This window comes from Pedobacter yonginensis (assembly GCF_003173595.1).
GTDB classification, from domain to species: domain Bacteria; phylum Bacteroidota; class Bacteroidia; order Sphingobacteriales; family Sphingobacteriaceae; genus Pedobacter; species Pedobacter yonginense.
On record NZ_QGNZ01000002.1, the window covers coordinates 289,930 to 311,121 of the forward strand.

Sequence of the window (21,192 nt, forward strand, 5' to 3'; positions counted from 1 at the left end):
TTCTTATTTTGCTGGTAAAATTTCATTTAAACAATTGATAGCATTCAGGGTACGTGGATAGCCAACATAAGGCAATAGCTGAGTCATCAGATTAATTAGTGTTTGCCTATTATTTCCTACTTTAATATTGCCGCTGATATGACCTTTGATCTGGCTTTCTGTTCCGCCCAAGGCAATAAGAAAAGATAGTGTAACCATTTCCCTTGTTTTCACATCTAGACCATTCCTTGTTATGTAGTCTCCGAAACAGTTTGCAGACAGATATTCCTGAATGTGCAATAAATCCTTTGGTGAGCTTTTATACATCTCGTTTACACGGTTGCCTACGATTTCCTTTTGTTTGGCCATTCCCTTCTCCATACGAGTTGCGGGAGAGGTGGTAGCCTGGCTTTCCAATGGTAATTCAATATTTTTCGCAACAAATATTTCATTCGTTGCACCGATAAAATCGATCACCTTTGAGATGCCTACATATGGCACAGACTGATAGAGCACCTCCTTAATCTCAACAGGTGTAACGCCCACATTCAATGCCGCTTCAACAAACATTTTATATTCGGTTAGCGCTTGACTACCGATTGTAGAGGCCATGATTATCAGCACACGTATTTTTGTTTCCATTTTATCGTGGGCAATTACCTGGTCGAATGCAAAATTGTCAAACACCTGGATCAACTCAGGATCGGTCTGCGCTGCTTTAGAAACATAGTTAGGCCAAAGCTCTTCGTGATTTTTATGGGCAGTTTCGGTTATTCCCAACTTCGATGAACCCTTAATGGCTGATGCTTGGTAACGGTTATAATCTTCATCACTAACCGGATTTAACCATTCGGTCTTGTCCTTTTCATAATCCGGAACAAGGGCGATGTGCCGCATCAAACTGCCATGTGATGCGCCATGCCAGTGTACAGCATTTTTTGGAATTTTCACTACATCTCCTTTTTGTATGAGTTGGATTGATTTTCCTTTTTCCTGGTAATACCCCGTTCCTTCGATTACAAATAGAATTTGTCCGCTAGCATGGGTATGCCAGTTGGTCCTTGCTTTGGGCTCAAACGTTACCGTCCCGATATTTACATCATAACCTTCATCAGGCTTTACGTTCATGTTCACCCAAACCGTTCCGGTAAAATTCTGTGCTGGCGCAGCTACACCCTTATCGATAAATGAATTCATCTTATTAATTCTTTTCTGTTCAACCTGCGCATCAGCTGTGGTTGCATCTAATAAAAGGGATGCAACCAGCAACAGCGCGGGCTTCATTTGTTTAAGTACTTTCATTATTTCAATGTTTTCATATCAATCACGTAACGAAACTTTACTTTTCCATCCAACACATTTTTATAGGCATTTTCTACAGCTGTTGCTGTTGCCGGAATGATTTCTACTTCCGGATAGATATTGTTGGCGGCCGAATAATCCAACATCTCTTGTGTTTCTTTAATACCTCCAATTTGTGAACCAAATACCTTTCGGTTGCCTTGCCAGATCAGTTTATCAATAGGAATGTTAGGCATTACTGCATAAGGTGGAAGTCCAACAATCCCCATCTGCCCATCAATCTTCAGCATCTTGAGGTAGGTGTTCGGTTCGTAGCTTGCAGGAATGGTGCTGAGCACGAAATTCAATGAATTATCTAGTCCTTTTAACTGGGCAGAATCATTTACGTTTACATAGCGAATAGCTCCCATTCGCTTCGCATCTTTCCTTTTATCTTCTGTAATATCAAAAACAGTAACCTCTGCTCCTAGTTTTACCGCATATTGGACGGCCATGTGGCCTAACCCGCCAAACCCTGCAACACCTACCTTGTCGCCCTTTTTCACGCCTGCATAACGGATTGGCGAATAAGTGGTAATGCCCGCACATAAAAGTGGTGCTACCTTTTTAAGGTCGGCAGTTGCTGGGATTTTAATGGCAAAGCCTTCGGTCAGCGTAATGTTGTTCGAATAGCCGCCTTGAGTGGTTTCATTGTTATGGAACTGGTCTTTGTCATGATAGGTGAGCACCACATCTTTGCAATACTGTTCTAACCCTGCCTTGCAGTATTCACATTGACCACAAGAGTTTACCATGCAGCCAACCCCTGCAAGGTCGCCAACCTTGAACTTGGTAACATTTTTACCTATGGCAACTACCTTCCCTGCGATTTCATGTCCGGGAACCATCGGAAATTCTTCCTTTCCCCAATCGCCTTTTACATGGTGGATGTCGCTGTGGCAAATACTGGCATAAAGTATATCGATCTGGATATCGTTATCGCCAACTGCATGCCGCTGGAATTCAAAAGGCTTAAATTTTCCACCGATCGCAACTACGGCAAGGCCTTTTGCTGGAAGGGTTTTTTGTTGTGCAGATGCCGCAGTAAAAAGGGAGAGCGTAAGTAGTGTAATCAAATTGAGTGTCCGTTTCATAATTTTGCTTTTTTATGTAATTATTAATTTGTGATTAGGGCTTACTGATGCCCAGGTTTTCATTTTTATGCAGTTCTGGATTTTGAACAAGGGTTGCCACAAATGCAGCAATGCTTTTTCTGGATATAGCCGAACCTTTTTCGGGAGTGCCCTTTTCTGTCAATGTATAGTTCACTTCATTGCTATTGGTAAACCAATCTGGCCTTAGTATCGTAAAATCTAATCCAGATGCTTCAATTACATCTGCCAATTTCCTGTAAGGAACCAGAACTGATTTCAACGGTGTTTCATAAATACCAATGGAACTTATAGCAATTATTCGCTTTGCTTTGGCTTCATTCATTGCCTTTACAATGTTCTTTGTCATGGCCTCTAAGTTACCTGCAAGGTTTACATACACAATATCCTGTCCTTCAACTGCATCTTTCAGATTGGTATAATCCATTACATCTCCTTGCACTATCTTAGCGCTGGTGGTTTCTTTCGTTATATTGCTTATGTTTCTTGCCAAAAGGGTTAGATGTATATCATCCAGTTTTTGTAGGGCATCTACTACAAATTTCGCTAGACTTCCTGTGGCACCTACAATCAATACATTTTTCATATTTTTATTTATTTACCTACTCTGTTCATCAAATGCTCCGGATATCTAGCACCAACAATTTCAATCTGAAGTAATGATTTTTCAATCTCCGCTAGCTCACTTGGAGAAAGTGAAATAGTTGCTCCACCGATATTTTCCCTTAAACGGTGCAGTTTCGTAGTTCCTGGAATTGGGGCAATAAACGGTTTTTGGGCCAGTAGCCAAGCAAGTGCAAGCTGTGCTGGGGTCGCTTCTTTTTCTTTTGCTATAGCTTTCAACAGCTCAACCAATACCTGATTTGCCTTTCTGTTTTCCTCCGTGAAACGGGGAACGATATTCCTGAAATCTGTTGGGTCGAACTTTGTTTCTTCGTTAATTGCCCCAGTTAGGAAGCCCTTGCCTAATGGACTGAATGGCACAAGACCAATTCCCAGTTCTTCAAGCGTTGGAAGAATTTCCTTTTCAACTTCGCGAAAAAACAGGGAGTATTCGCTTTGCAGTGCCGCAACTGGTTCCACCGCATGAGCTTTACGAATAGTTTCAACACCAGCTTCCGAAAGCCCCCAATGTCTGATCTTGCCCTCTTTTATTAGGTCTTGAATTGTTCCTGCAACATCTTCTATTGGCACATTCAAATCAACACGATGTTGATAAAAAAGGTCGATATAATCTGTATTTAAAAACCTTAAGGAATTTTCTGCAACCTGCCTTATTCTTTCAGGGCGACTATCTTGTCCTTTGCTCGAATCACCCTCGGTAAACCCAAATTTCGTTGCAATAACGACTTTATCTCTGAACGGTTGCACGGCTTTCCCCAAAAGTAGTTCGTTGCCTCCTTGGCTATAGGCTTCTGCGGTATCGAAAAATGTAATGCCAAGTTCATAGGCATTTCTAATCAGTTCAATAGCTTCTTTTTCACCGGTTGCCGGTCCGTAACCAAATGTTAACCCCATGCAGCCTAAACCCAATGCGGAAACTTCCAGTCCGCCATTTCCTAATTTCCTTCTTTCCATTTTCTTTCGTTTTTAATGTATGATCTAGTATATAGGGGCACCAGCTTCCACTCCCCCATTTTTATGGTATAAACTTCTGTATAAATGAGCTTATAGATGCGCCCATCGTTTACTGTAAACCAGGCTTTTCCTACCGATACTGGCATATCGCCATACACTTCAACACGATGTTCTTGTGGTTTAACTTTGTTGTAAATGAATGTCTTTGCCCTGAGTTGCAAAATCCATTCGGACTTGCTGGTCATGCGTCCGGTAAGGTGGGTGAATTCTAGTCCATCATCAAACAGGTCAGCGACCCTATCAATTTGCCCAAAAGTTTTCCGTCTAAACTTTTCAAGGGATAGCTCCAAGATTTGCTCTTTTAAATTGATTGTTTTATTCATTTATTGAGAAAGCTAGTTTCTGTTTGATATGCTCAATGTTATCGATAATACAAAGTTGGACATAGCCCATAAACAAATTGTTATACAGATTACTGCATGTTATACCATTATCACTGATTTAGATTTTTCAAGGACATAAACACTATCTGCGTTTGTATATTTGAGGTAGATAAATGGAAATGAAATGGAAAAATTGCTCAAAATCGACAATGTAGGACAATTCAGCGCTATGAATAACAATGAAACCCTGCACCCACTGGTAAATATCGTTGACCTATCTAAGGCTGACAAAAGAGAGAACCGCAAGTCTAATTATGGTTTTTATGCTGTTTTTCTAAAGGAAATAAAATGCGGCGATCTTCATTACGGCTGTAATTATTACGACTACGAGGAGGGCACCTTGGTCTTTGTGGGGCCTGGACAAATAATTGGCGTAGAAAATAGTGGTGAGATGTACCAGCCAAAAGGCTCTGCGCTTGTTTTTCACCAGGACCTAATCAAGGGAACATCACTTGGCCGACACATCGCTGATTATAACTTTTTTTCTTATCAAGTGCATGAAGCACTCCATCTTTCTGAAAGCGAAAGAAAATTAATTTATGATTGCTATGAGAAGATCAGACAGGAATTGGGCCGTTCCATTGATAAGCATAGCCGCACATTGATTGTAAGTAATATCGAGCTCCTGCTCAATTACTGCGTTCGCTTTTATGATCGCCAGTTCATTACCCGTGAAAATGCAAACAAGGGCGTCCTTCAAAAGTTTGAAGAACTACTTAATGGCTATTTTAGCTCAGAAAAGCCCAGGGAAATCGGCCTCCCGTCTGTTGCGTATTGTGCAAATCAACTCAACTTATCGGCAAATTATTTTGGCGATCTCATCAAGAAAGAAACCGGAAAATCTGCACAGGAATACATCCAATTAAAACTGATGGATATTGCCAAAGAGAAAATGTTTGACACTAGCAAGTCCGTTAGTGAGATTGCGTACGAATTAGGATTTAAATATCCCCAGCATTTCAGCCGGTCGTTTAAGCAACATGTTGGGTATTCTCCCAATGAATATCGTAGCTTGAATTAGTAATACAGCTACTTAAAACGAACCTCCCCATACCCAAAATTCCATTAAAGAGTCCGAACAAATCCCATTCCTGAACAGAAAGTTAAAACCTATAGATCAATAATCTGTAGGTTTTTTTGTTTTATCTATTTAAAATTTCTTCTATACTACCAAAACACATTTTCTTAGTGATATTTCGCACAGAAACCACATATAACTTAACCTTTCAGCTCAGAAAAAGTTAAATACACTAAAAATCAAACGATTTGCATATTTTTTTGTTTAAAACGTATTATTTAATTTCACTTTCAGCTTGTAATTGTTTTATTTTGTAATGCTCTTAACGGATTACTGATTAAACTCACCGAAAAGGGACTTAAAGATATCCGAAAATTATTATTTATGCCTAAACTTTTTATTGGAGGACTTGCTGAGAACATTCAGGAAATGGATTTGGCGATATTTGTGAGTTTGCATGGTCGCGTGGATACAATAAAAGTGGTAAGAGACCGAGCCACAGGTAAATGCAAAGGTTACGCATTTCTAGAAATTCCAGATCTGGCAGACGCGAAAAACATCATTTCTATGCTTAATGGAGAAACTTTTAAGGGCAACGTAGTTACCATTAAAATCAACCCAGATACACCTGTAGTCACTAAACCAATAGCTAAAAACAACGACACCTTTAAAAAGAAACGACCAAGGGTTTCTAAAAGTTAAAAACCATTTAAAATGCAACCGTTAACTCAATTGAGGTTTATTTAAGCCCCAAGATACTAAAGCACACCCTGAATTTATTTCAGTTTCTATTTCGTTTTAAAAGCTATTATTGTAATCCCGAAGCTAGGTCAACTTAGTTAAATTATCAATCAACATTCCGAAATACTGCGGTGCGCTGTTCCCATAAACCAAATACTCGTTTCGGTTTTTGCTCCCGAAAGATACAAAAGGTGTATTGGAAAACCTTTTCGTTTTACCAATACACTAAATTAGGGCAAATGCTTAAGCCTCAGCGGCTTCCGAAGGAAATTCAATTTTAAGCATAGAAATCACTGTATTTACGGTTTCATCTACATTTTTGATGGCGCCTTCTAAAGATGGATCATTAATTTGCTCGCTTCCGAAACCTTCTATATCTCGAATTACGCGTTGTATGGTGGTCATATTTAAATGATCTATACTCGATTTTAATTTGTGGGCAACTGAGCCCATTTGCTGCAAGTTGTGGTTTTGGTAGGCTTCTTTAAGCTCATTTACCATTGGTGGCATTTGCTCACAGAACATATCGACCATTTTTTTCACAAAATCTTCTCTCCCCTTACTGATTACACGCAGAGAGGATAAATTATATAAAGGTTCTTCCATTTTAACTCCTTCTTCTAGTTGAGTATCCTCATCTTTATTAATCCACTTATCTATTGTTTTTAAGAACGTTTCCTCGTCAATTGGTTTGGTAATGTAATCGTTCATCCCCGCAGCAATGCACTTCTCCCTTTCGCCTTTTATGGCCGATGCTGTAAGGGCAATAATCGGAATTTGATTACCCATTTCGCGCAAACGCCTGGTGGTTTCGTAACCATTCATAATTGGCATTTGAATATCCATTAAAACCACATCAAACTGATCATTAGCAATCATATCCAGCGCCATTAAACCATTTTCTGCTACCATTACCGTTGCACCAAAATCTAAAAGTAAAATAGAGGCAACTAGGCGATTTAAATCGTTGTCATCGGTAATTAAAACTTTTCTACCCTGTAGAAATTCCTCGCTGAATTCGGTTACCACTTTCTCTGGCATATCTTCGGCAACACCCTTTGGTAGTTCCAAAATAAATGAAATGGTGGTTCCTACGTTTTTAACGCTATCTACAAAAATCTCACCACCCATTTGTTTAATTAGGTTTTTACAAATGCTCATCCCTAAGCCTGTACCCCCATATTTACGGCTTACCGATTCGTACTCCTGACTAAACTTATCAAACAAGTGTGCAACAAAGGATTCTTCCATCCCAATACCGGTATCCTTTACAGAAACCTCGATCACTTGAGAGTGGAGCCTATCGGTAATTACTTTGCAACTTAAATCAACAGATCCCTTTTCGGTGAACTTAACGGCATTGGTCATTAAATTGAGCAACACCTGATTGATGCGGTATGGATCGCCAATTAATACCGGTGCAATTTTACCATCGAAATAGTAATTATTTAAATCTAAGCCCTTTTGTTCGCCCTTGTGTGTAATTACCTGCATCGAGTTTTGAAGCACATCTATCAAATTAAAGCCGATGTTTTCTAAACTCAGTTTACCCGCATCAATTTTTGAAAGATCCAACACATCATTGATGATAACCAACAGACTTTTTGAGGCTTTTTGTATCGTTTCGAGATAAAATTCTTGCTCGGTACCCAATTCAGTTTTGGCCAATTGGTTGGTCATACTCATTATTGCATTCATCGGAGTACGCATTTCGTGGCTCATATTTGCCAAAAATGTTTCCTTTGTGGCCGCCAAATGCTCAGCCTCATTTCGTGCTGCAATTAGTTCTATTTCTTGTAGCTTTTGGTCAGTAATATCGAGGTGAATGCCGATAGAACCTACGAGTTCTGATTTATCATTATAGCGGGGTGCACCACTTACCAACCACCATTTCTTTTCGCCATTTTTGTTTTTGGTTTCTACTTCGTAGGCATCTGCAACGCCTTCTTGGCGCTGTTTTATTTTATCCTGTTCCAGGTAGTCCTGCTCTGGTGATAAAAACATTTCGCTGGCCTTTTTCCCAATTAACTCGGGAATGGTATAACCACACATGTGGCAAAAACTGTTGTTGGCGTAGGTAATGTATCCATCGTTATCTACCTCAACCATACCCAGTTTCATATTGGCTAAAATACTTCGGTACTTTTCTTCGTTCACCCGTAACGATTCCTCCACTGTCTTCCGCTCAGTTATATCGGCCATAAAGCCTGTAAATACCTTGGCATTATCCTGGCTGGTGTATGAGTAAGCCGAGTGCACGGCATACCATCTGGTATCTAAACCCGGAATTGTAATTTCCGACTCATCGTAAAAGGGCTCTAATGTATTTCGGCTGTGTTGCTGTTTGCGATCTATCCGAGCCTGATCTATAGGGGAAATATATTTACCTTCCCAAAATTCTTTTGCAGAGATGCCAAATACACGCTCAACCGCTGGACTTATATATCGTAACCCATCTGTGCCATCTTCTCTATATTCGTATTCGTAAATTACCCCTGGAATATTCTCCGAAAGCGATCTAAATTGCCTTACGTGCTGCTCCAGTTCGAGCTCTGTTTTTTTAATCGGTGTAATATCTGTATGGGTACCCACAATTCTAAGGGGCCTCCCGTTATCATCTTTTTCGATCACTACACCTCGATCCAATACCCATTTTACATCTCCATCTTTTTGAATGATGCGGTATTCTTCGTTGTGTGAATCTATTAAGCCACGTTTATATTTTTTAAAATTTTGAAAAAGCAGGTGAAAATCTTCCTTATGCACTTTATCCCACCAAACAATCTCGTTGGCCTCCATTTCTTCGTCAGAATAGCCCCAAAACTCATTATTGGTTTTAGAAAACAGGGTTTTTCCAGTCCTGAAATCGTGTTCCCACACATTACCTATTTTTTCTAAAGCCAACCTAAAGCGGTTTTCAGATTCTTTTAAAAGCTCTTGGGCTTCTTTTTCTTTAGTAAAATCTTCTATCAGTGCAAAAAAGCCAGTAAGCTCACCAGATTGATTATGAATGGGTTGCCCTTTTATACGAGCCCAATAGGGTTTCCCAGATTTAGAGTAGTTGTAAATATCTGCATTAAACGCCTCCCCTTTTGTTATCTGGGTGTTTAAATACTTTAGCGTTTCTCGATCTGTTTTTTCACCATTAAGCAAATCCTCAGGTTTCTGGCCGAGTGCTTCTTCAAAAGTATAACCCGTCATCTCGGTAAAGCTTTTGTTTACCCAGGTTATTCTATCCTCTTTATCGGTGATGATGATGGTATTGATATTGATTTCTGCAATTCTAGAAAGGGTTCTTAATTGATCTTCCTTACTTCTGGTGGCAACGGGAGCATTTTCTGATGCCGCCATATCGTAAGATGTTCCAGTAAAAAGAATCTGATCACTCCCTTCCAAATATTCAATATTACCGTTGATGGTATATCCGCTGCTGTGTTTTACTCTGAGGTTTAAAGATTGGCTATTGAGAGATTTAAGAAAATCAAAGCTCAGAACATCATCAGTTGCCTTATCTAAAACAAAGTGTTCTGAAAATGAACTTGCGACGCATTTTTCACAAATCTTCTCTATTTCAACGCCACAATCTTCAATAATTAAATTTTGATCAATAAGAATGTACAACGGAAACAATCGGTTGAGTTGTTTTTTGCTGAACGAAAATTGGGATGTACTCATTTTTTTAAGGGATAATTTAATTTTCAGAACCTAAATTCTGAGGAGCGATTAATTTTAGTCGATGATCTATATTGTTAAGTAGACCAATTCTCAAAACAGTCAAAATAGCCGATTTTGGTCTTCCTTTCAAAGATATTTCATCTCAAAGAATAATGATTAAAGATAGAAGTTTAAAATTTAAAAATGTAAGGAACTACGTTTTTAACAATTTTTTACATACAACTGTGTAAACTTAATCATCAACACCATCAAATGATTTTTAATGAAGTAAGTGATTTGAGCCAGTAGAGCTATCATTTACATAAAAACGGAAAAGAATTGTGAATTATTCTAAAATCAATTTGTAATTAGGTCAGCTTTTTTTTTTATAATTGCACTAATCATCACCTATTTAATCATAAAAAAGCTGTTCAAAGGAATGAATTTGCATGTTAAATGTTTCTCCAACCAAAGAAATGTAATGCAATTATTTGAACAGACACTCGAAAATGGGTTTTGGTAAAAAAAAATTACTGAGACGTGTAAATCAATCTAGATTCTAAAATTACAAGCAGAAACCCCATTAAAATTTTCTATCCGATTGAGAATCAAGATTTAATTTGATGCAAATAAACAAGAATAGATAATTTATTAATAAAATAGTAATCATAAAAGTAACATTCGGGCATTTGAGAATATTACCTTTATAAATCGCTCTGAGTTGTTTTTACGTATTAAGAGCAAGAGTTTAAATCACCCTATTAAAATGAATTTATCCAGTACCCGTACAATTAACATCCTTATTGTTGAAGACGATGTGTTTATGCAGGCCATACTCGAAGAGATATTAAGCACTTCATACCTGATCGAAATCAGATCTAATGGAATGGATGCTTTAGCCTATATGCAAAACGGAAACATCCCTGATTTGGTTATCGCCGATTTGAATACTCCAAAATTAAGCGGCTTAGAGCTTATCCAACAGGTTAAGGTTAGTGATTTTTTCAATTCTGTTCCTATCATCATATTATCGGGCGAAGAAAGTTCTGATAAAAGGATAAAATGCTTAGATGCTGGGGCTGATGATTTTGTGGTTAAACCATTTAATCCGGCAGAGCTGGAAGCGAGAATACGAGTGGTTTTAAGGCGTATGGGCAAAATGAGTGCTTAATTATATGGTTGAAGAAATTAATGCTGAAACTAAAAAACCGATAATTGCACTTATAGGATTTGACGATACTTCTGCTGAGGTATTTGAACAATGCAATTTCGGGGATAGAATATTAGTTCGTTTCGATAATGGAATGAAAATGGCTACATCATGGAATGATGAAGGGCTTAATATTGCGGCTATAATCTCTTACAGCGAAATCATGGCCCCTGCTGGCTTATCGCTTATAGAAACCCTTAATAAAAAAGAACACCCAGTAGTTCCATTTTTTCTGGTTGTAAATTATTTCAATCCTAATCTTCGGGTACTTGCGCTATCCGCAGGTATATCTGATGTATTTAGGCTTCCCCTGAAAATGAAGCGTGTAGAAAAACGCATCAATTTTTTAATCGACAATTGGGATAACCTTAAAGGCAACATCAAATCGGATGTGCCTCCAATTAAAAATATTGGTTTCGCAAAGCGGGTTTTTGATGTGTTTTTTGCCGGTATGGCACTAATTGTACTTGCCCCACTTTTTGTAATCATCTACATCTTAATTAAGCTAGAATCAAAAGGACCTGTATTTTATTATTCTTTACGGGCTGGAACGGGATTTAGGGTTTTTAGATTTTACAAATTCAGATCGATGTTTGTGAACGCCGACCAAAGAATTAAAGATTTAAAACACCTTAACCAATATGATATTGATGCGGGCGTTGATACCGTTGAAGAAATAAGTAACCACACTCTATGCTCAAAATGTGCAGCTGAAGGCAAATGCCAATACCCGCTATATGCCGATAACATTCAATGGTGTGAGAAAGATTTTATTAGCAATAAAAACGCTAATGCAGGGGCTGCATTCTTTAAAATTAAGAACGATCCTCGTATTACTAAGGTGGGTAATTTTATCAGAAATACGAGTATTGATGAGCTTCCGCAGCTTTGGAACGTAATTATTGGTGATATGAGTATTGTAGGCAACCGTCCGTTGCCGCTTTATGAAGCTGAAAAGTTAACTACCGATAAATATGTGCTTCGCTTTGCGGCACCCGCCGGAATTACGGGCTTATGGCAGGTAGAAAAACGTGGTAAAGGCGATATGAGTGAAGATGAAAGACTGATGCTAGACAATACTTATGCTAAAAATCAAAGTTTTTCGAACGACATTAAGCTGATTTTAAAAACCATTCCGGCTTTGCTTCAAAAGGAAAGTGTTTAGCATTTAATTCGATAAATTATTTTTGAAATAAATATCTAATAATATACAATTAATAGTTTGTTTAATAAACAAATAATAGTACCTTTGCACTCCTTCAAACGATAAGATTTAAAGGAAAAACGGCGTAAACTGCCGCTTAAAGCATGAAAATTCGAAAGAGTTGATTTGCGGAGACGAAAAGTTTAACATAGAGTGCGGGGTGGAGCAGTTGGTAGCTCGTCGGGCTCATAACCCGAAGGTCGCACGTTCGAGTCGTGTCCCCGCTACCAAATCAATTGATGGTGGTAAATTTAATACTGGAAACAATGTTAAGTTCAAATCACATTACAAAGATTGACTTGGCCCGCTCGTCTACCGGTTAGGACGCCAGATTTTCATTCTGGAAATAGGGGTTCGATTCCCCTGCGGGCTACTGGGATTTTAACCCAAAAATACGAAAACGCTGTAAATCATCATTTACGGCGTTTTTTTTTCGCACTCATTTGTGATTTATAGGTACAAAGGGCTATTTGAACTGGATATTCTTATTTATGCCCTCCGTTAAAGGCCCGACCAAAAAGAAAGAGCTGTTCGCTTTTAAACTCTTTTTGTGTTTTGGGCAATGTAATACTAATCGCATGCGTTAGCGGATCATCAAAGTACTCCTGCTCGTAAACAAAGCGATAGCCATCCTCTTTTTCGATATATCCAGCTAAACGCCCATTACAATAAACCGCTCCCCTCTGCATTATTCAGTCTGTTTTACTACTACGCGAATATCAAGACCCAAAATTTCAAAAAGCTTACTCAAGGTTAGCAATGAGGGATTTCCTTTTCCTGACTCTATTTGTTGAATGGTTTTCATATTCACTTCGCTCATTTCCGACAAATCTTCCTGCCGCAACCGCAGCATCAAACGCCTTTCATTGACAATCCGTCCAATTTCTATAAGATCCATCAGTATTATAATACTTATTTTGATCAAATCTAACGTTATCTATGGAAATTTACAACAAAAGCGAATTATAATTCTTATTTCGGTAATATTTTGTTTATGGTCTTATTTTTAGGTCATTTAAGAATTATAATACCGATTTTGGCTATGAAAATAAAAAAGAAGGCAATTCTCGTAAGTGAAAATTGCCTTCGTTAATCCTAAACGATGTTCGCTGTAAACTATTATTTGGCCGATGAAAGGTCAAATTGAGTAATGATACAGCCCTTACTGAAAGGATCTTTCTTCTTAATATCCAGGGTTCTGATACATTTTAGCTGGATCTAATTTAACTTCATCAAAAGGAATCGGATAAAAACGATCTTTTAAAGTAACGTTTGATAATTTCGCGATGCCGTAAGAAGCTTGTGGTTTGGATTTGAGATAAGTTACCAACTCGGCTGCCGTAAAGTTCCTAATCAAATCGAACCACCTATGGTGTTCAAAGGCCAATTCAACACGTCGCTCATGCAAAATAGCAAGTTTTAAAGTTGGAAAGTTAGCGGCGTAGGTTGCGTTTAACTTTGCTACGGCATACAGCGGCATTCCTGCTCTTGCTCTCACCATATCTAAATATTGGATGGCTACTGCATCATTGCCTTGCAACATGTTCACTTCTGCAAGCATTAAAATTACATCTGCATAACGCATCAAAATCCAGTCGTTGCCACCATAACCATTATTGGTTGCCGCAGAACTTGCATCGCGAAACTTGGTAATAAACCAATCCTTAACAATTGGGTCGTTAGCATATTTAATGGAATAATCTTTTCTTAAATCGGCTGTTTCATATTCGTTTACCAAATCGAGCTTCACATTACCCCCAATTCCTGTCGATACTTTCAAAGAATTTATGGTTTCGCCTTTTGCCTGATTGTTAGCGGCGATGCTTGAGCTATAGCTGATATCGCCTTGTTTATTTGAGATTACAAAAAGCGCTTCTTTATTGGTGGTTTTTTTAGATACGTCAAACACATCGGCATATGGAATTTCGGTCAATGCGCCGAAAGTGCGTAAGTTATAAGCAGCCAACAAATAGGTATTGGCATTAGTTAGGTTTTCGGCCTTATTATTTGGCAAAGTTGCCGCCATAGTAAGGTAAACTTTCCCTAAATATGCATTTATAGCCGCTTTTGATGCTCGCCCACTTCCAGAAACGGGTTGAAAGTTTGGCAATGAACTGTTTAATCCATCTTTCAAATCAGCTACAATTAAATTATATACATCTGCCTCTGGTACGCGAAAAGTGTTTTCTGTTACTTCTCCCGGTGTGCTTAATGGTTTGGTTACCAATGGAACCGGCCCCCATTTCCGAACCAGTTCGAAATACATGATAGCCCTGATGAATTTAGCCTCGGCACTATAGTTGGCTTTATTAGCCGCATTGGCGAAAGTTACTTGATCAATATTCGCTAAAATTACATTGCTTCTGGTGATGGATTGATACAAGGCTAACCAGTGGCTCTTTAAATATGAATTGCTGGGTAGTAGTGAGAAATCGTTAAACTGAAAAGGCTCGCCGGCATTACTTTGATTGTCATTTCGTCCGGCATCATCAGAACGTTCATCGCTAAACAAGCCACTGTTCTCTCCCACGGTGTTCGAACTTCTAAGCGATTGATACGCACCATTAACGGCTAATAAAACATCGTTCTCTGTTTTGAAATAATTTTCTACCGCAATTGCATTTGGATTGTTTTGATTCAAAAAATCCTTTTTACAAGCGCCCAAGCTTAAAACAAGGCTTAAGACTGCTATTTTATAAATATTTTTTTTCATTTCCGTAATTCTAAAAAGTAAGTTTAACACCAACGTTGTAAGCTCTGGCCAATGGATAGTTTCCATAATCTACGCCTGGCGCAAGGTTATTGCCAGCGCTGTAATCTACCTCTGGATTATAGCCTTTATAATCGGTGATAGTAAAGGCATTGTCAACGCTTGCATAAAGACGGATGTTACTCACCTTCAATGTATTGGCTAACGATTTAGGAAAACTGTATCCTAATGTAATGTTGGTACATCTGAAATAAGAACCATCTTGAATGTAGAAGCTTGATAAACGCGTACTGTTACTCTGCGTACCCGCTCTTGATGCCCGATAAACCAAACCAGATCCTGGATTCGCTTCATTGCGGTAACGATTTGCCACATCGGCATATTGATTGCCCGATCCTTCCATGTTATACAAATAGTAATCCTGCCCATCCAATACTTGGTTACCGTAAGAGCCATTAAATGAAGCTCGTAAATCGAATGTTTTATAAGAGGTATTTAATGCAAATCCATACGTAAATTTAGCGTATGGTGTGCCGATTACGGTTTTATCTGCATCGTTAACAATTCCATTTCCATCGGTATCTTGGAAATATAAATCGCCAACTTTTAACGGATTGGTTGACGCCGCTGAAGGGGCTACTTTTCCTAAATTATCTGGAGTAACTCTTCCCAACACCTTAAATCCATAAAACATACCAATCGATTGCCCTTCTTGTGTAATGTGGGTAATGTAAGAGCGTTCTGCACCAGCGGTGAAGATGGTACTTGCTCCACCCATGTTTAATACTTTGTTTCGGTTTACGGCAATATTTCCGCTTAGGCCAAAAGTGAAGTTTTCATTCTGGATAATTCTACCATCTACCTGTAAATCAAAACCTTTGTTCCGAACTTTACTATCAGCCAGATTGGTTAAAATGGATGAGGTACCCGATACCGCAGAAATGGGCTGATTGAATAATAAGTTGTAAGAATAACTTAAATAATAGTTGGCGATAATGGAAACCCGGTTTTTAAACAAAGTAATGTCTGTTCCGAAATTATATTGCGATGTTGATTCCCATCCAAGTCCTTGATCTTGTATAGCATTAGGCCAAATGGCTGTGGCAATTGCATTACCAATTACAACACCACCTGGCGAACTCAGTTCTTGAGCCGTTCTATAATTTGGGATGTTGTTGTTTCCACTTAAACCCCAACTGGCTCTGATTTTAACTTTTGATTGCTCGCCCAAGAAATTGTTGTAAAAATCTTCGTCAGATAAATTCCATCCCGCAGCAACTGATGGGAAGTTCCCATACTTATTTAATGGGCCAAATCTTGATGAACCATCTCTACGGAAAGATCCGGTTAAGAAATATTTACCTGCATAATTGTAACTGAAACGACCAAAATAAGAAAGCAAGGTATTTACAGATTTACCTGTTCTGGAGTTATCTAAAGTAAAAAACCCAGCATCTGCCCCTTTATCTGTAATTTCTCCAATGTAATCATTCTGGAAACCCGTGGCCGAAACCCGAATCTGGTCGCTGGTTGTTTTTTGTGCCGAATAACCTCCTAAAACATCAAGGCTGTGTTTGCCAAACGTTTTGTTGTAGTTTAAGGTAAATTCAGCCAACTGATCTACCTGACTTAAGGTTTGAGCGATTGCATTTGCGGCCGTTATTGAGGCAGTAGAATACGGTGGATTATTACCGTTACTTAAGCTGGTTGGTAAATAATAATCGTATTTTTCATTGTACGTTTGGGTACCTAAATTTGCCTTAAATGATAAACCATCGATAATTTTGTAGGTGGCGTTTGCATTATACGAACTTCTATTGCCTTTTCTGGTGATTTTTAGTTGTTCTACCGTTGCCAAAGGATTCTCTGGATTTTGAACCCCAAAAGCGGAAGCAATAGCGCCCATTCCAAATTGAATGGGGTTGCCATTTGCATCGCGAGCTGGAAGATAGGGTAGATAAAGTAATGCAGACATCATCGGACTCAAATTATAACGTCCTTCCTGCACTTCTCTATTGGTATTTTGGGTATAAGATACGTTTGCGCCAACATGCAATCGCTCACTTACATTACCATCTACGTTTGCTCTAAAATTGATAACCTTTTGATTGGTATTGCTTACTATCCCATCATTATCCTGAAAACCACCGCTTAAGAAATATTTGATGTCTTTATTACCTCCTGAAAAGGAAAGATTATGGCGTTGAAAAGCGGCATTGCGATACAACTCATCTTGCCAATCGGTATTGTAGGCAGCAGGAATAGCCGTTTGGGTACTGAAGTTATAAAGATCGGTTGGAATGCTTACACTAGATCCGTTACCAACATTTGTGATACGGGTAGCATTGTTATCTCCAAACATAGAATCGTTCCATGTTTTACCTGCATTTACCCATAAATCTTTATAGGCGTTATTGCGTCCATCAATTAACAATTGAATAAATTGATTTGCATCTAAAAGTTTAATCTTTTTTGCCAATTGCGAAACTCCGCCTTGAACATCATATTCAAAACGACCTTGACCATCTTTTCCTCTTTTTGTGGTGATTAAAACTACGCCTCCCGATGCTCTGGAACCATAAATTGCTGCTGAGGCTGCATCTTTCAAAATGTCGATGGTTTCAATATCTTCGGGATTGATGGCCACATTATTTCCTGCCGGATAACCATCAATAACGTATAAAGGATCTGAACTGGCGTTAATTGACCCAACCCCTCTAACTCTAATTTTTGTACCCGAATAAGGAGCACCACTGGTTTGCGAAACCTGCACTCCTGCTACCTTACCCACCAAGGCCTGCCCAACTGTTGGTGAGGTTAAATTCAGTTCGCTTGCTTTAACACTACTAATTGCGCCCGTTACATCAGATTTTCTGATTTTTTGATACCCGATTGCAACCACCTCATTTAAGGTATTGCTGTTTTCTTTTAAAACTATGTTGAGTGTTTGGCGCCCGTTTACCGAAACTTCCTGACTGTCGAAACCGATAAACGAGAATATCAAGACAGCCCCATCTTCAACTGATATTGAAAATTTACCATTACCATCGGTTACGGTTGCCTTTTTGGTTTTCTTCTCGTAAACATTTACGCCTGGCAATGGCTGCCCGTTTTGATCTGAAACGGTACCATTTACGGTAACTACAGCCTTATTGTTACTTACCAGATGCTTAACTGGTTTAGGTTTCATGGCCATTATTGTGGTATTACAAATTGCAATTAATCCTAAGGGCAATAGCAATTTCCTGCATGTACTTTTCATACCTGCGGTTAAAATTGATGTCATCTTTTTGTTTTTAGTAATGTTTTAAATGTGATTGTACTGTTTTTAAAAGGCATGTATCGTTCGGATCTACATAGGCTCTAATTAAATGTTATACTGTTGTTTGGGTATTTTTGAATTGCCCAAATGTAGATGTGTACTTTTAACACTATGTATCTTTAGCGTTAACTCTATAAAAAATTTTTGATGGGCTTAAAAGTTGGGGTTACAACAGCATAGGTTAAGAAAACAATAGACTGTTTTAAGATATTTAGTCTGTTGGTTTAACTGCATAAGCTGGCCTTTCCCATTTCTGCGAAGGCAAAAAAGAAGTGGATGCGAAAATACTATTGATTGGGCCTTCTGAATGAAAACCGTGCGACTTCTATGGAAATAAAATATTGTAATTTGGATTATACAATAGGAATTGTGGTATAAGATGAGCTGAAACTTGCTAAAATTTAGCGGCTCATCTCATTTAACACGATTGGCTTTCTAAAAACCTGAACAGGAATTTAGAAAGTGTAGAAGGATAATGACTTAATTATGCGGTTTTATCGAGTTCTTGTAGATAAGCTTCAAATGCAATTTCAAAGTCTGATTTTTCTACATAAATGGCACCAATGCCTTTGGGCACTGAGTTAAGCTGAGTAAATAGCGTTAAGCGATTCGATTGCTTGTTGATATCGAAAACATTTAACAATTCTCTGAATTTTGATGGACTTAATTTGAGTAACATATTGGTATTTTTTAAAAAAATTAATGTTAAAACTCTAATCATTACAATACGCTTCCCCCACTTGATGATTGCCCTTAACTTTTGTTGGCACAACCTCTCCGCTTTCTAAGTATAGCTTGTACAATGGCTGACCATCAACAGGCGAAGTTTCTGTGCTTATGGCCGTAATTACGCCACAAAACTTTTTCTTACAACTAGAAAAACAGATCACGAAGACAAATAGGGTTAGAAGTACTTTTTTCATAGGTACAGATGAATAGCCAAATTTAATACCAAAAATTAACAAAGCCTAGTGAAACCTGTATGATTAATCATATTTTTATCCACAATTTTATAAAGTTATCAACAGACTACCAGCCAGTTACGGGCTAATTAATTGGATATTTATAATAGCAAGTGCTAAATGGAGTATTCCGTTTTTGTTTAAATTATTTTGTAGAAATGATTAGTTTTGCCATCAATTTTGAACAAAATGAATAATCGATCTAAAAAGAAAAAACTATCTTCGTATTGTAAACCATTGATAATCTGAGTGTGAAAAAATAGATTTTATACCTGTTTTTCGCCAATCCCACATCTATCCTTATTGCTAAACATTCCAAATTTACATGAAAACAAAAATACTGATCGTCGACGATGATGAGATGACCCTTTTAATTCATCGAGAAGTGCTTAAAGGCAGCGAATTCTCTTTTGGTGCCAAATATTTTAATGCGGCTAAACCTGCGCTAAAATTTATCGAAAAAAACTTATCATACGAACTATCTTTTTTAATCCTGCTAGATCTTGAAATGCCCGGAATGGATGGTTGGCAGCTACTCGATCATTTGCAAATAAGTCCGTATAAAAACAATATTTATGTGGTTCTGGTTACCGCATCCGAAAACGAGGAGGATAAAAAGCGGGCAGCAGAATACGAAGAGGTACACGGTTTTATAACTAAACCCTTTGTAATTGACCATTTTAAAATGCTGAAAGGAATTAAAAAGGTGATCGATTCTTTCTGATAAACGGAAATCCGAGGGGTAGATACGAGAAAATAGATGTGAGATACGAGAAACTAGATAGGAGAAACTAGATGTGAGATACGAGAGATTAGACGGCTAATCTTTCCCCTCTCACGTCTCACCTCTCAAATCTTAAATCTCACGTCTCGCCTCTCAAATCTCACGTCTCAAATCTCCAATCTCAAATCTCAAGTCTCACCTCTATAAACATTTTTCAATGCTAGAGTATCGGTAATCTTAACTCGATGTTGTAATCATTTTTCCCTTCTTTTATCTCTAAGGTAAAATTACTGCCGTAATGGTGCGCCAACCTTTTTCTAATGTTCACTACCCCTATCCCGCTCGAAAGTTCTTTAGGCCCTGTTTTCTTTTTGTTGCTGGCATTAAAATAAATAAGCCCATCCAGCTCAGAAATACTTAAAATGATGTAAACTGGGTTGAGTTTATCGGTACAATCGCCATGCTTGAGTATGTTTTCTACCATGGTAATTAGCACCAAGGGAATAATGCGCACGTTTTTGGTATCGCCTTTCACATCAAAATCCAATTGCAGTTTGTTGTTAAAGCGGAGCTGATTGATTTTAATGACGTTTCTAATGTGCGCCAATTCATGATCCAAAAGGGCCGTTTTATCATCTTTATCAATTTCTAAAGAGTAGCGCATAATTTCACTCAAAATCATGATGCCCTCAGAAAGTTCAGCCGATAGCGTTAAAGATTTTGCGTAGAAAAAGTTTAAGGTATTGTTTAAAAAGTGTGGATTTATTTGCGCCCGCAAAAAGGCATATTCTGCCTCGTGCTTCTCTCGCTCCATTAAGCGCAATTGTTTTTGTTGCTTAATGTTTTCCGTGGCATAGTAATAACTAAAAGCAAAGAGCGCATATTTTATAAAAATCCAAATGAGCAAAACCGAATAGTTCCAAATGCTCATTATGGGTGGTGGATCACCATTCATTCTAAAATGAGGCCTAATTAAATATCCTGTAACATACCAATGCAGGCATGAAAATGCATAAACTAAAAATATACCTATTGATAATGGAACAATTTTTAGTGGGGAGGCAAATTTTCTAAATAAAAGGATACACAGATATACAGTACAAATATTCGGGAACTCGGAGAAGAAAATATCCGGTATGCTAAAAAAAAAGGTTTCAGGCTCGGCCACAAACTCCAATAACCCACCTAAAAGCA

At 38.2% G+C, this 21,192-nt stretch carries 18 protein-coding genes and 2 tRNA genes; 7 read left to right on the top strand and 13 right to left on the bottom strand.

Going from position 1 to position 21,192, the window contains the following annotated elements; all coding sequences use genetic code 11:
- Nucleotides 1-3 precede the first annotated feature (3 nt).
- The 5 genes from DHW03_RS08010 to DHW03_RS08030 are packed head-to-tail and all read right to left on the bottom strand — an operon-like array spanning nucleotide 4 to nucleotide 4,393.
- Nucleotides 4-1,281: a (R)-mandelonitrile lyase gene (locus tag DHW03_RS08010; protein ID WP_109925239.1), complete on the bottom strand. Its 1,278-nt coding sequence runs from the start codon at nucleotides 1,279-1,281 to the stop codon at nucleotides 4-6.
- Entirely contained in the window at nucleotides 1,281-2,414 is a 1,134-nt protein-coding gene (locus DHW03_RS08015) for an NAD(P)-dependent alcohol dehydrogenase (protein WP_109925240.1), read from the bottom strand. Before DHW03_RS08015 ends, DHW03_RS08010 begins: the two co-directional genes overlap by 1 nt.
- A 34-nt stretch (nucleotides 2,415-2,448) precedes the next feature.
- Nucleotides 2,449-3,018 carry an NAD(P)H-binding protein gene (locus DHW03_RS08020; RefSeq protein WP_109925241.1) on the bottom strand — a complete coding sequence of 190 codons (570 nt, stop codon included), beginning with the start codon at nucleotides 3,016-3,018 and terminating at the stop codon, nucleotides 2,449-2,451.
- Nucleotides 3,019-3,026: 8 nt separating this feature from the next.
- Nucleotides 3,027-4,010 (bottom strand): aldo/keto reductase, encoded by a 984-nt coding sequence (locus DHW03_RS08025; protein ID WP_109925242.1) that lies wholly within the window; start codon nucleotides 4,008-4,010, stop codon nucleotides 3,027-3,029.
- Nucleotides 3,992-4,393, bottom strand: coding sequence for a nuclear transport factor 2 family protein (locus tag DHW03_RS08030; RefSeq protein ID WP_109925243.1), 402 nt, complete (start codon nucleotides 4,391-4,393; stop codon nucleotides 3,992-3,994). The genes DHW03_RS08025 and DHW03_RS08030 overlap by 19 nt, the downstream gene beginning before the upstream one ends.
- 184 nt (nucleotides 4,394-4,577) lie before the next feature.
- Here DHW03_RS08030 and DHW03_RS08035 point away from each other — a divergent pair, with 184 nt between their 5' ends.
- Nucleotides 4,578-5,474, top strand: a complete 897-nt coding sequence (locus tag DHW03_RS08035; RefSeq protein WP_109925244.1) for a helix-turn-helix domain-containing protein — start codon at nucleotides 4,578-4,580, stop codon at nucleotides 5,472-5,474.
- Nucleotides 5,475-5,855: 381 nt separating this feature from the next.
- Nucleotides 5,856-6,173 (top strand): RNA recognition motif domain-containing protein, encoded by a 318-nt coding sequence (locus DHW03_RS08040; protein WP_109925245.1) that lies wholly within the window; start codon nucleotides 5,856-5,858, stop codon nucleotides 6,171-6,173.
- A 282-nt stretch (nucleotides 6,174-6,455) separates the two neighbouring features.
- On the opposite strand, the gene DHW03_RS08045 is transcribed toward DHW03_RS08040, so the two are convergent.
- Nucleotides 6,456-9,887 (bottom strand): PAS domain-containing hybrid sensor histidine kinase/response regulator, encoded by a 3,432-nt coding sequence (locus tag DHW03_RS08045; RefSeq protein WP_109925246.1) that lies wholly within the window; start codon nucleotides 9,885-9,887, stop codon nucleotides 6,456-6,458.
- A gap of 745 nt (nucleotides 9,888-10,632) precedes the next feature.
- On the opposite strand from DHW03_RS08045, the gene DHW03_RS08050 reads away from it, so the two are divergent.
- From DHW03_RS08050 to DHW03_RS08065, 4 genes are all read left to right on the top strand, one after another.
- Nucleotides 10,633-11,037 carry a response regulator transcription factor gene (locus DHW03_RS08050; RefSeq protein ID WP_109925247.1) on the top strand — a complete coding sequence of 135 codons (405 nt, stop codon included), beginning with the start codon at nucleotides 10,633-10,635 and terminating at the stop codon, nucleotides 11,035-11,037.
- Nucleotides 11,038-11,041: 4 nt separating this feature from the next.
- Nucleotides 11,042-12,241 (top strand): sugar transferase, encoded by a 1,200-nt coding sequence (locus tag DHW03_RS19495; RefSeq protein WP_133248511.1) that lies wholly within the window; start codon nucleotides 11,042-11,044, stop codon nucleotides 12,239-12,241.
- Nucleotides 12,242-12,434: 193 nt separating this feature from the next.
- A tRNA-Met gene (locus DHW03_RS08060) sits at nucleotides 12,435-12,510 on the top strand.
- Nucleotides 12,511-12,581: 71 nt separating this feature from the next.
- Nucleotides 12,582-12,653, top strand: a tRNA-Glu gene (locus DHW03_RS08065).
- Between the two features lie 112 nt (nucleotides 12,654-12,765).
- On the opposite strand, the gene DHW03_RS08070 is transcribed toward DHW03_RS08065, so the two are convergent.
- The 6 genes from DHW03_RS08070 to DHW03_RS08095 form a co-directional block, all read right to left on the bottom strand.
- On the bottom strand, nucleotides 12,766-12,969 hold the full coding sequence (locus DHW03_RS08070) for a HipA N-terminal domain-containing protein (protein WP_109925248.1): 204 nt from the start codon (nucleotides 12,967-12,969) through the stop codon (nucleotides 12,766-12,768).
- A complete protein-coding gene (locus DHW03_RS08075) occupies nucleotides 12,969-13,178 on the bottom strand; it encodes a helix-turn-helix domain-containing protein (RefSeq protein WP_109925249.1) in 210 nt (69 codons plus the stop codon). Before DHW03_RS08075 ends, DHW03_RS08070 begins: the two co-directional genes overlap by 1 nt.
- Before the next feature lie 285 nt (nucleotides 13,179-13,463).
- A complete protein-coding gene (locus DHW03_RS08080) occupies nucleotides 13,464-14,993 on the bottom strand; it encodes a RagB/SusD family nutrient uptake outer membrane protein (protein WP_109925987.1) in 1,530 nt (509 codons plus the stop codon).
- Nucleotides 14,994-15,003: 10 nt separating this feature from the next.
- The gene (locus tag DHW03_RS08085; RefSeq protein ID WP_205940979.1) at nucleotides 15,004-18,276 is read right to left on the bottom strand and encodes a SusC/RagA family TonB-linked outer membrane protein; all 3,273 of its coding nucleotides are present in this window, start codon (nucleotides 18,274-18,276) and stop codon (nucleotides 15,004-15,006) included.
- Nucleotides 18,277-18,796: 520 nt separating this feature from the next.
- Nucleotides 18,797-18,991, bottom strand: coding sequence for a hypothetical protein (locus DHW03_RS08090; protein ID WP_133248512.1), 195 nt, complete (start codon nucleotides 18,989-18,991; stop codon nucleotides 18,797-18,799).
- 34 nt (nucleotides 18,992-19,025) lie between these two features.
- On the bottom strand, nucleotides 19,026-19,235 hold the full coding sequence (locus DHW03_RS08095; protein ID WP_109925251.1) for a hypothetical protein: 210 nt from the start codon (nucleotides 19,233-19,235) through the stop codon (nucleotides 19,026-19,028).
- A gap of 364 nt (nucleotides 19,236-19,599) precedes the next feature.
- Here DHW03_RS08095 and DHW03_RS08100 point away from each other — a divergent pair, with 364 nt between their 5' ends.
- Nucleotides 19,600-19,998 carry a response regulator gene (locus tag DHW03_RS08100; RefSeq protein ID WP_109925252.1) on the top strand — a complete coding sequence of 133 codons (399 nt, stop codon included), beginning with the start codon at nucleotides 19,600-19,602 and terminating at the stop codon, nucleotides 19,996-19,998.
- Between the two features lie 220 nt (nucleotides 19,999-20,218).
- Here DHW03_RS08100 and DHW03_RS08105 read toward each other — a convergent pair whose 3' ends face one another.
- The gene (locus DHW03_RS08105) at nucleotides 20,219-20,953 is read right to left on the bottom strand and encodes a sensor histidine kinase (protein WP_165825390.1); all 735 of its coding nucleotides are present in this window, start codon (nucleotides 20,951-20,953) and stop codon (nucleotides 20,219-20,221) included.
- Nucleotides 20,954-21,192 lie beyond the last annotated feature (239 nt).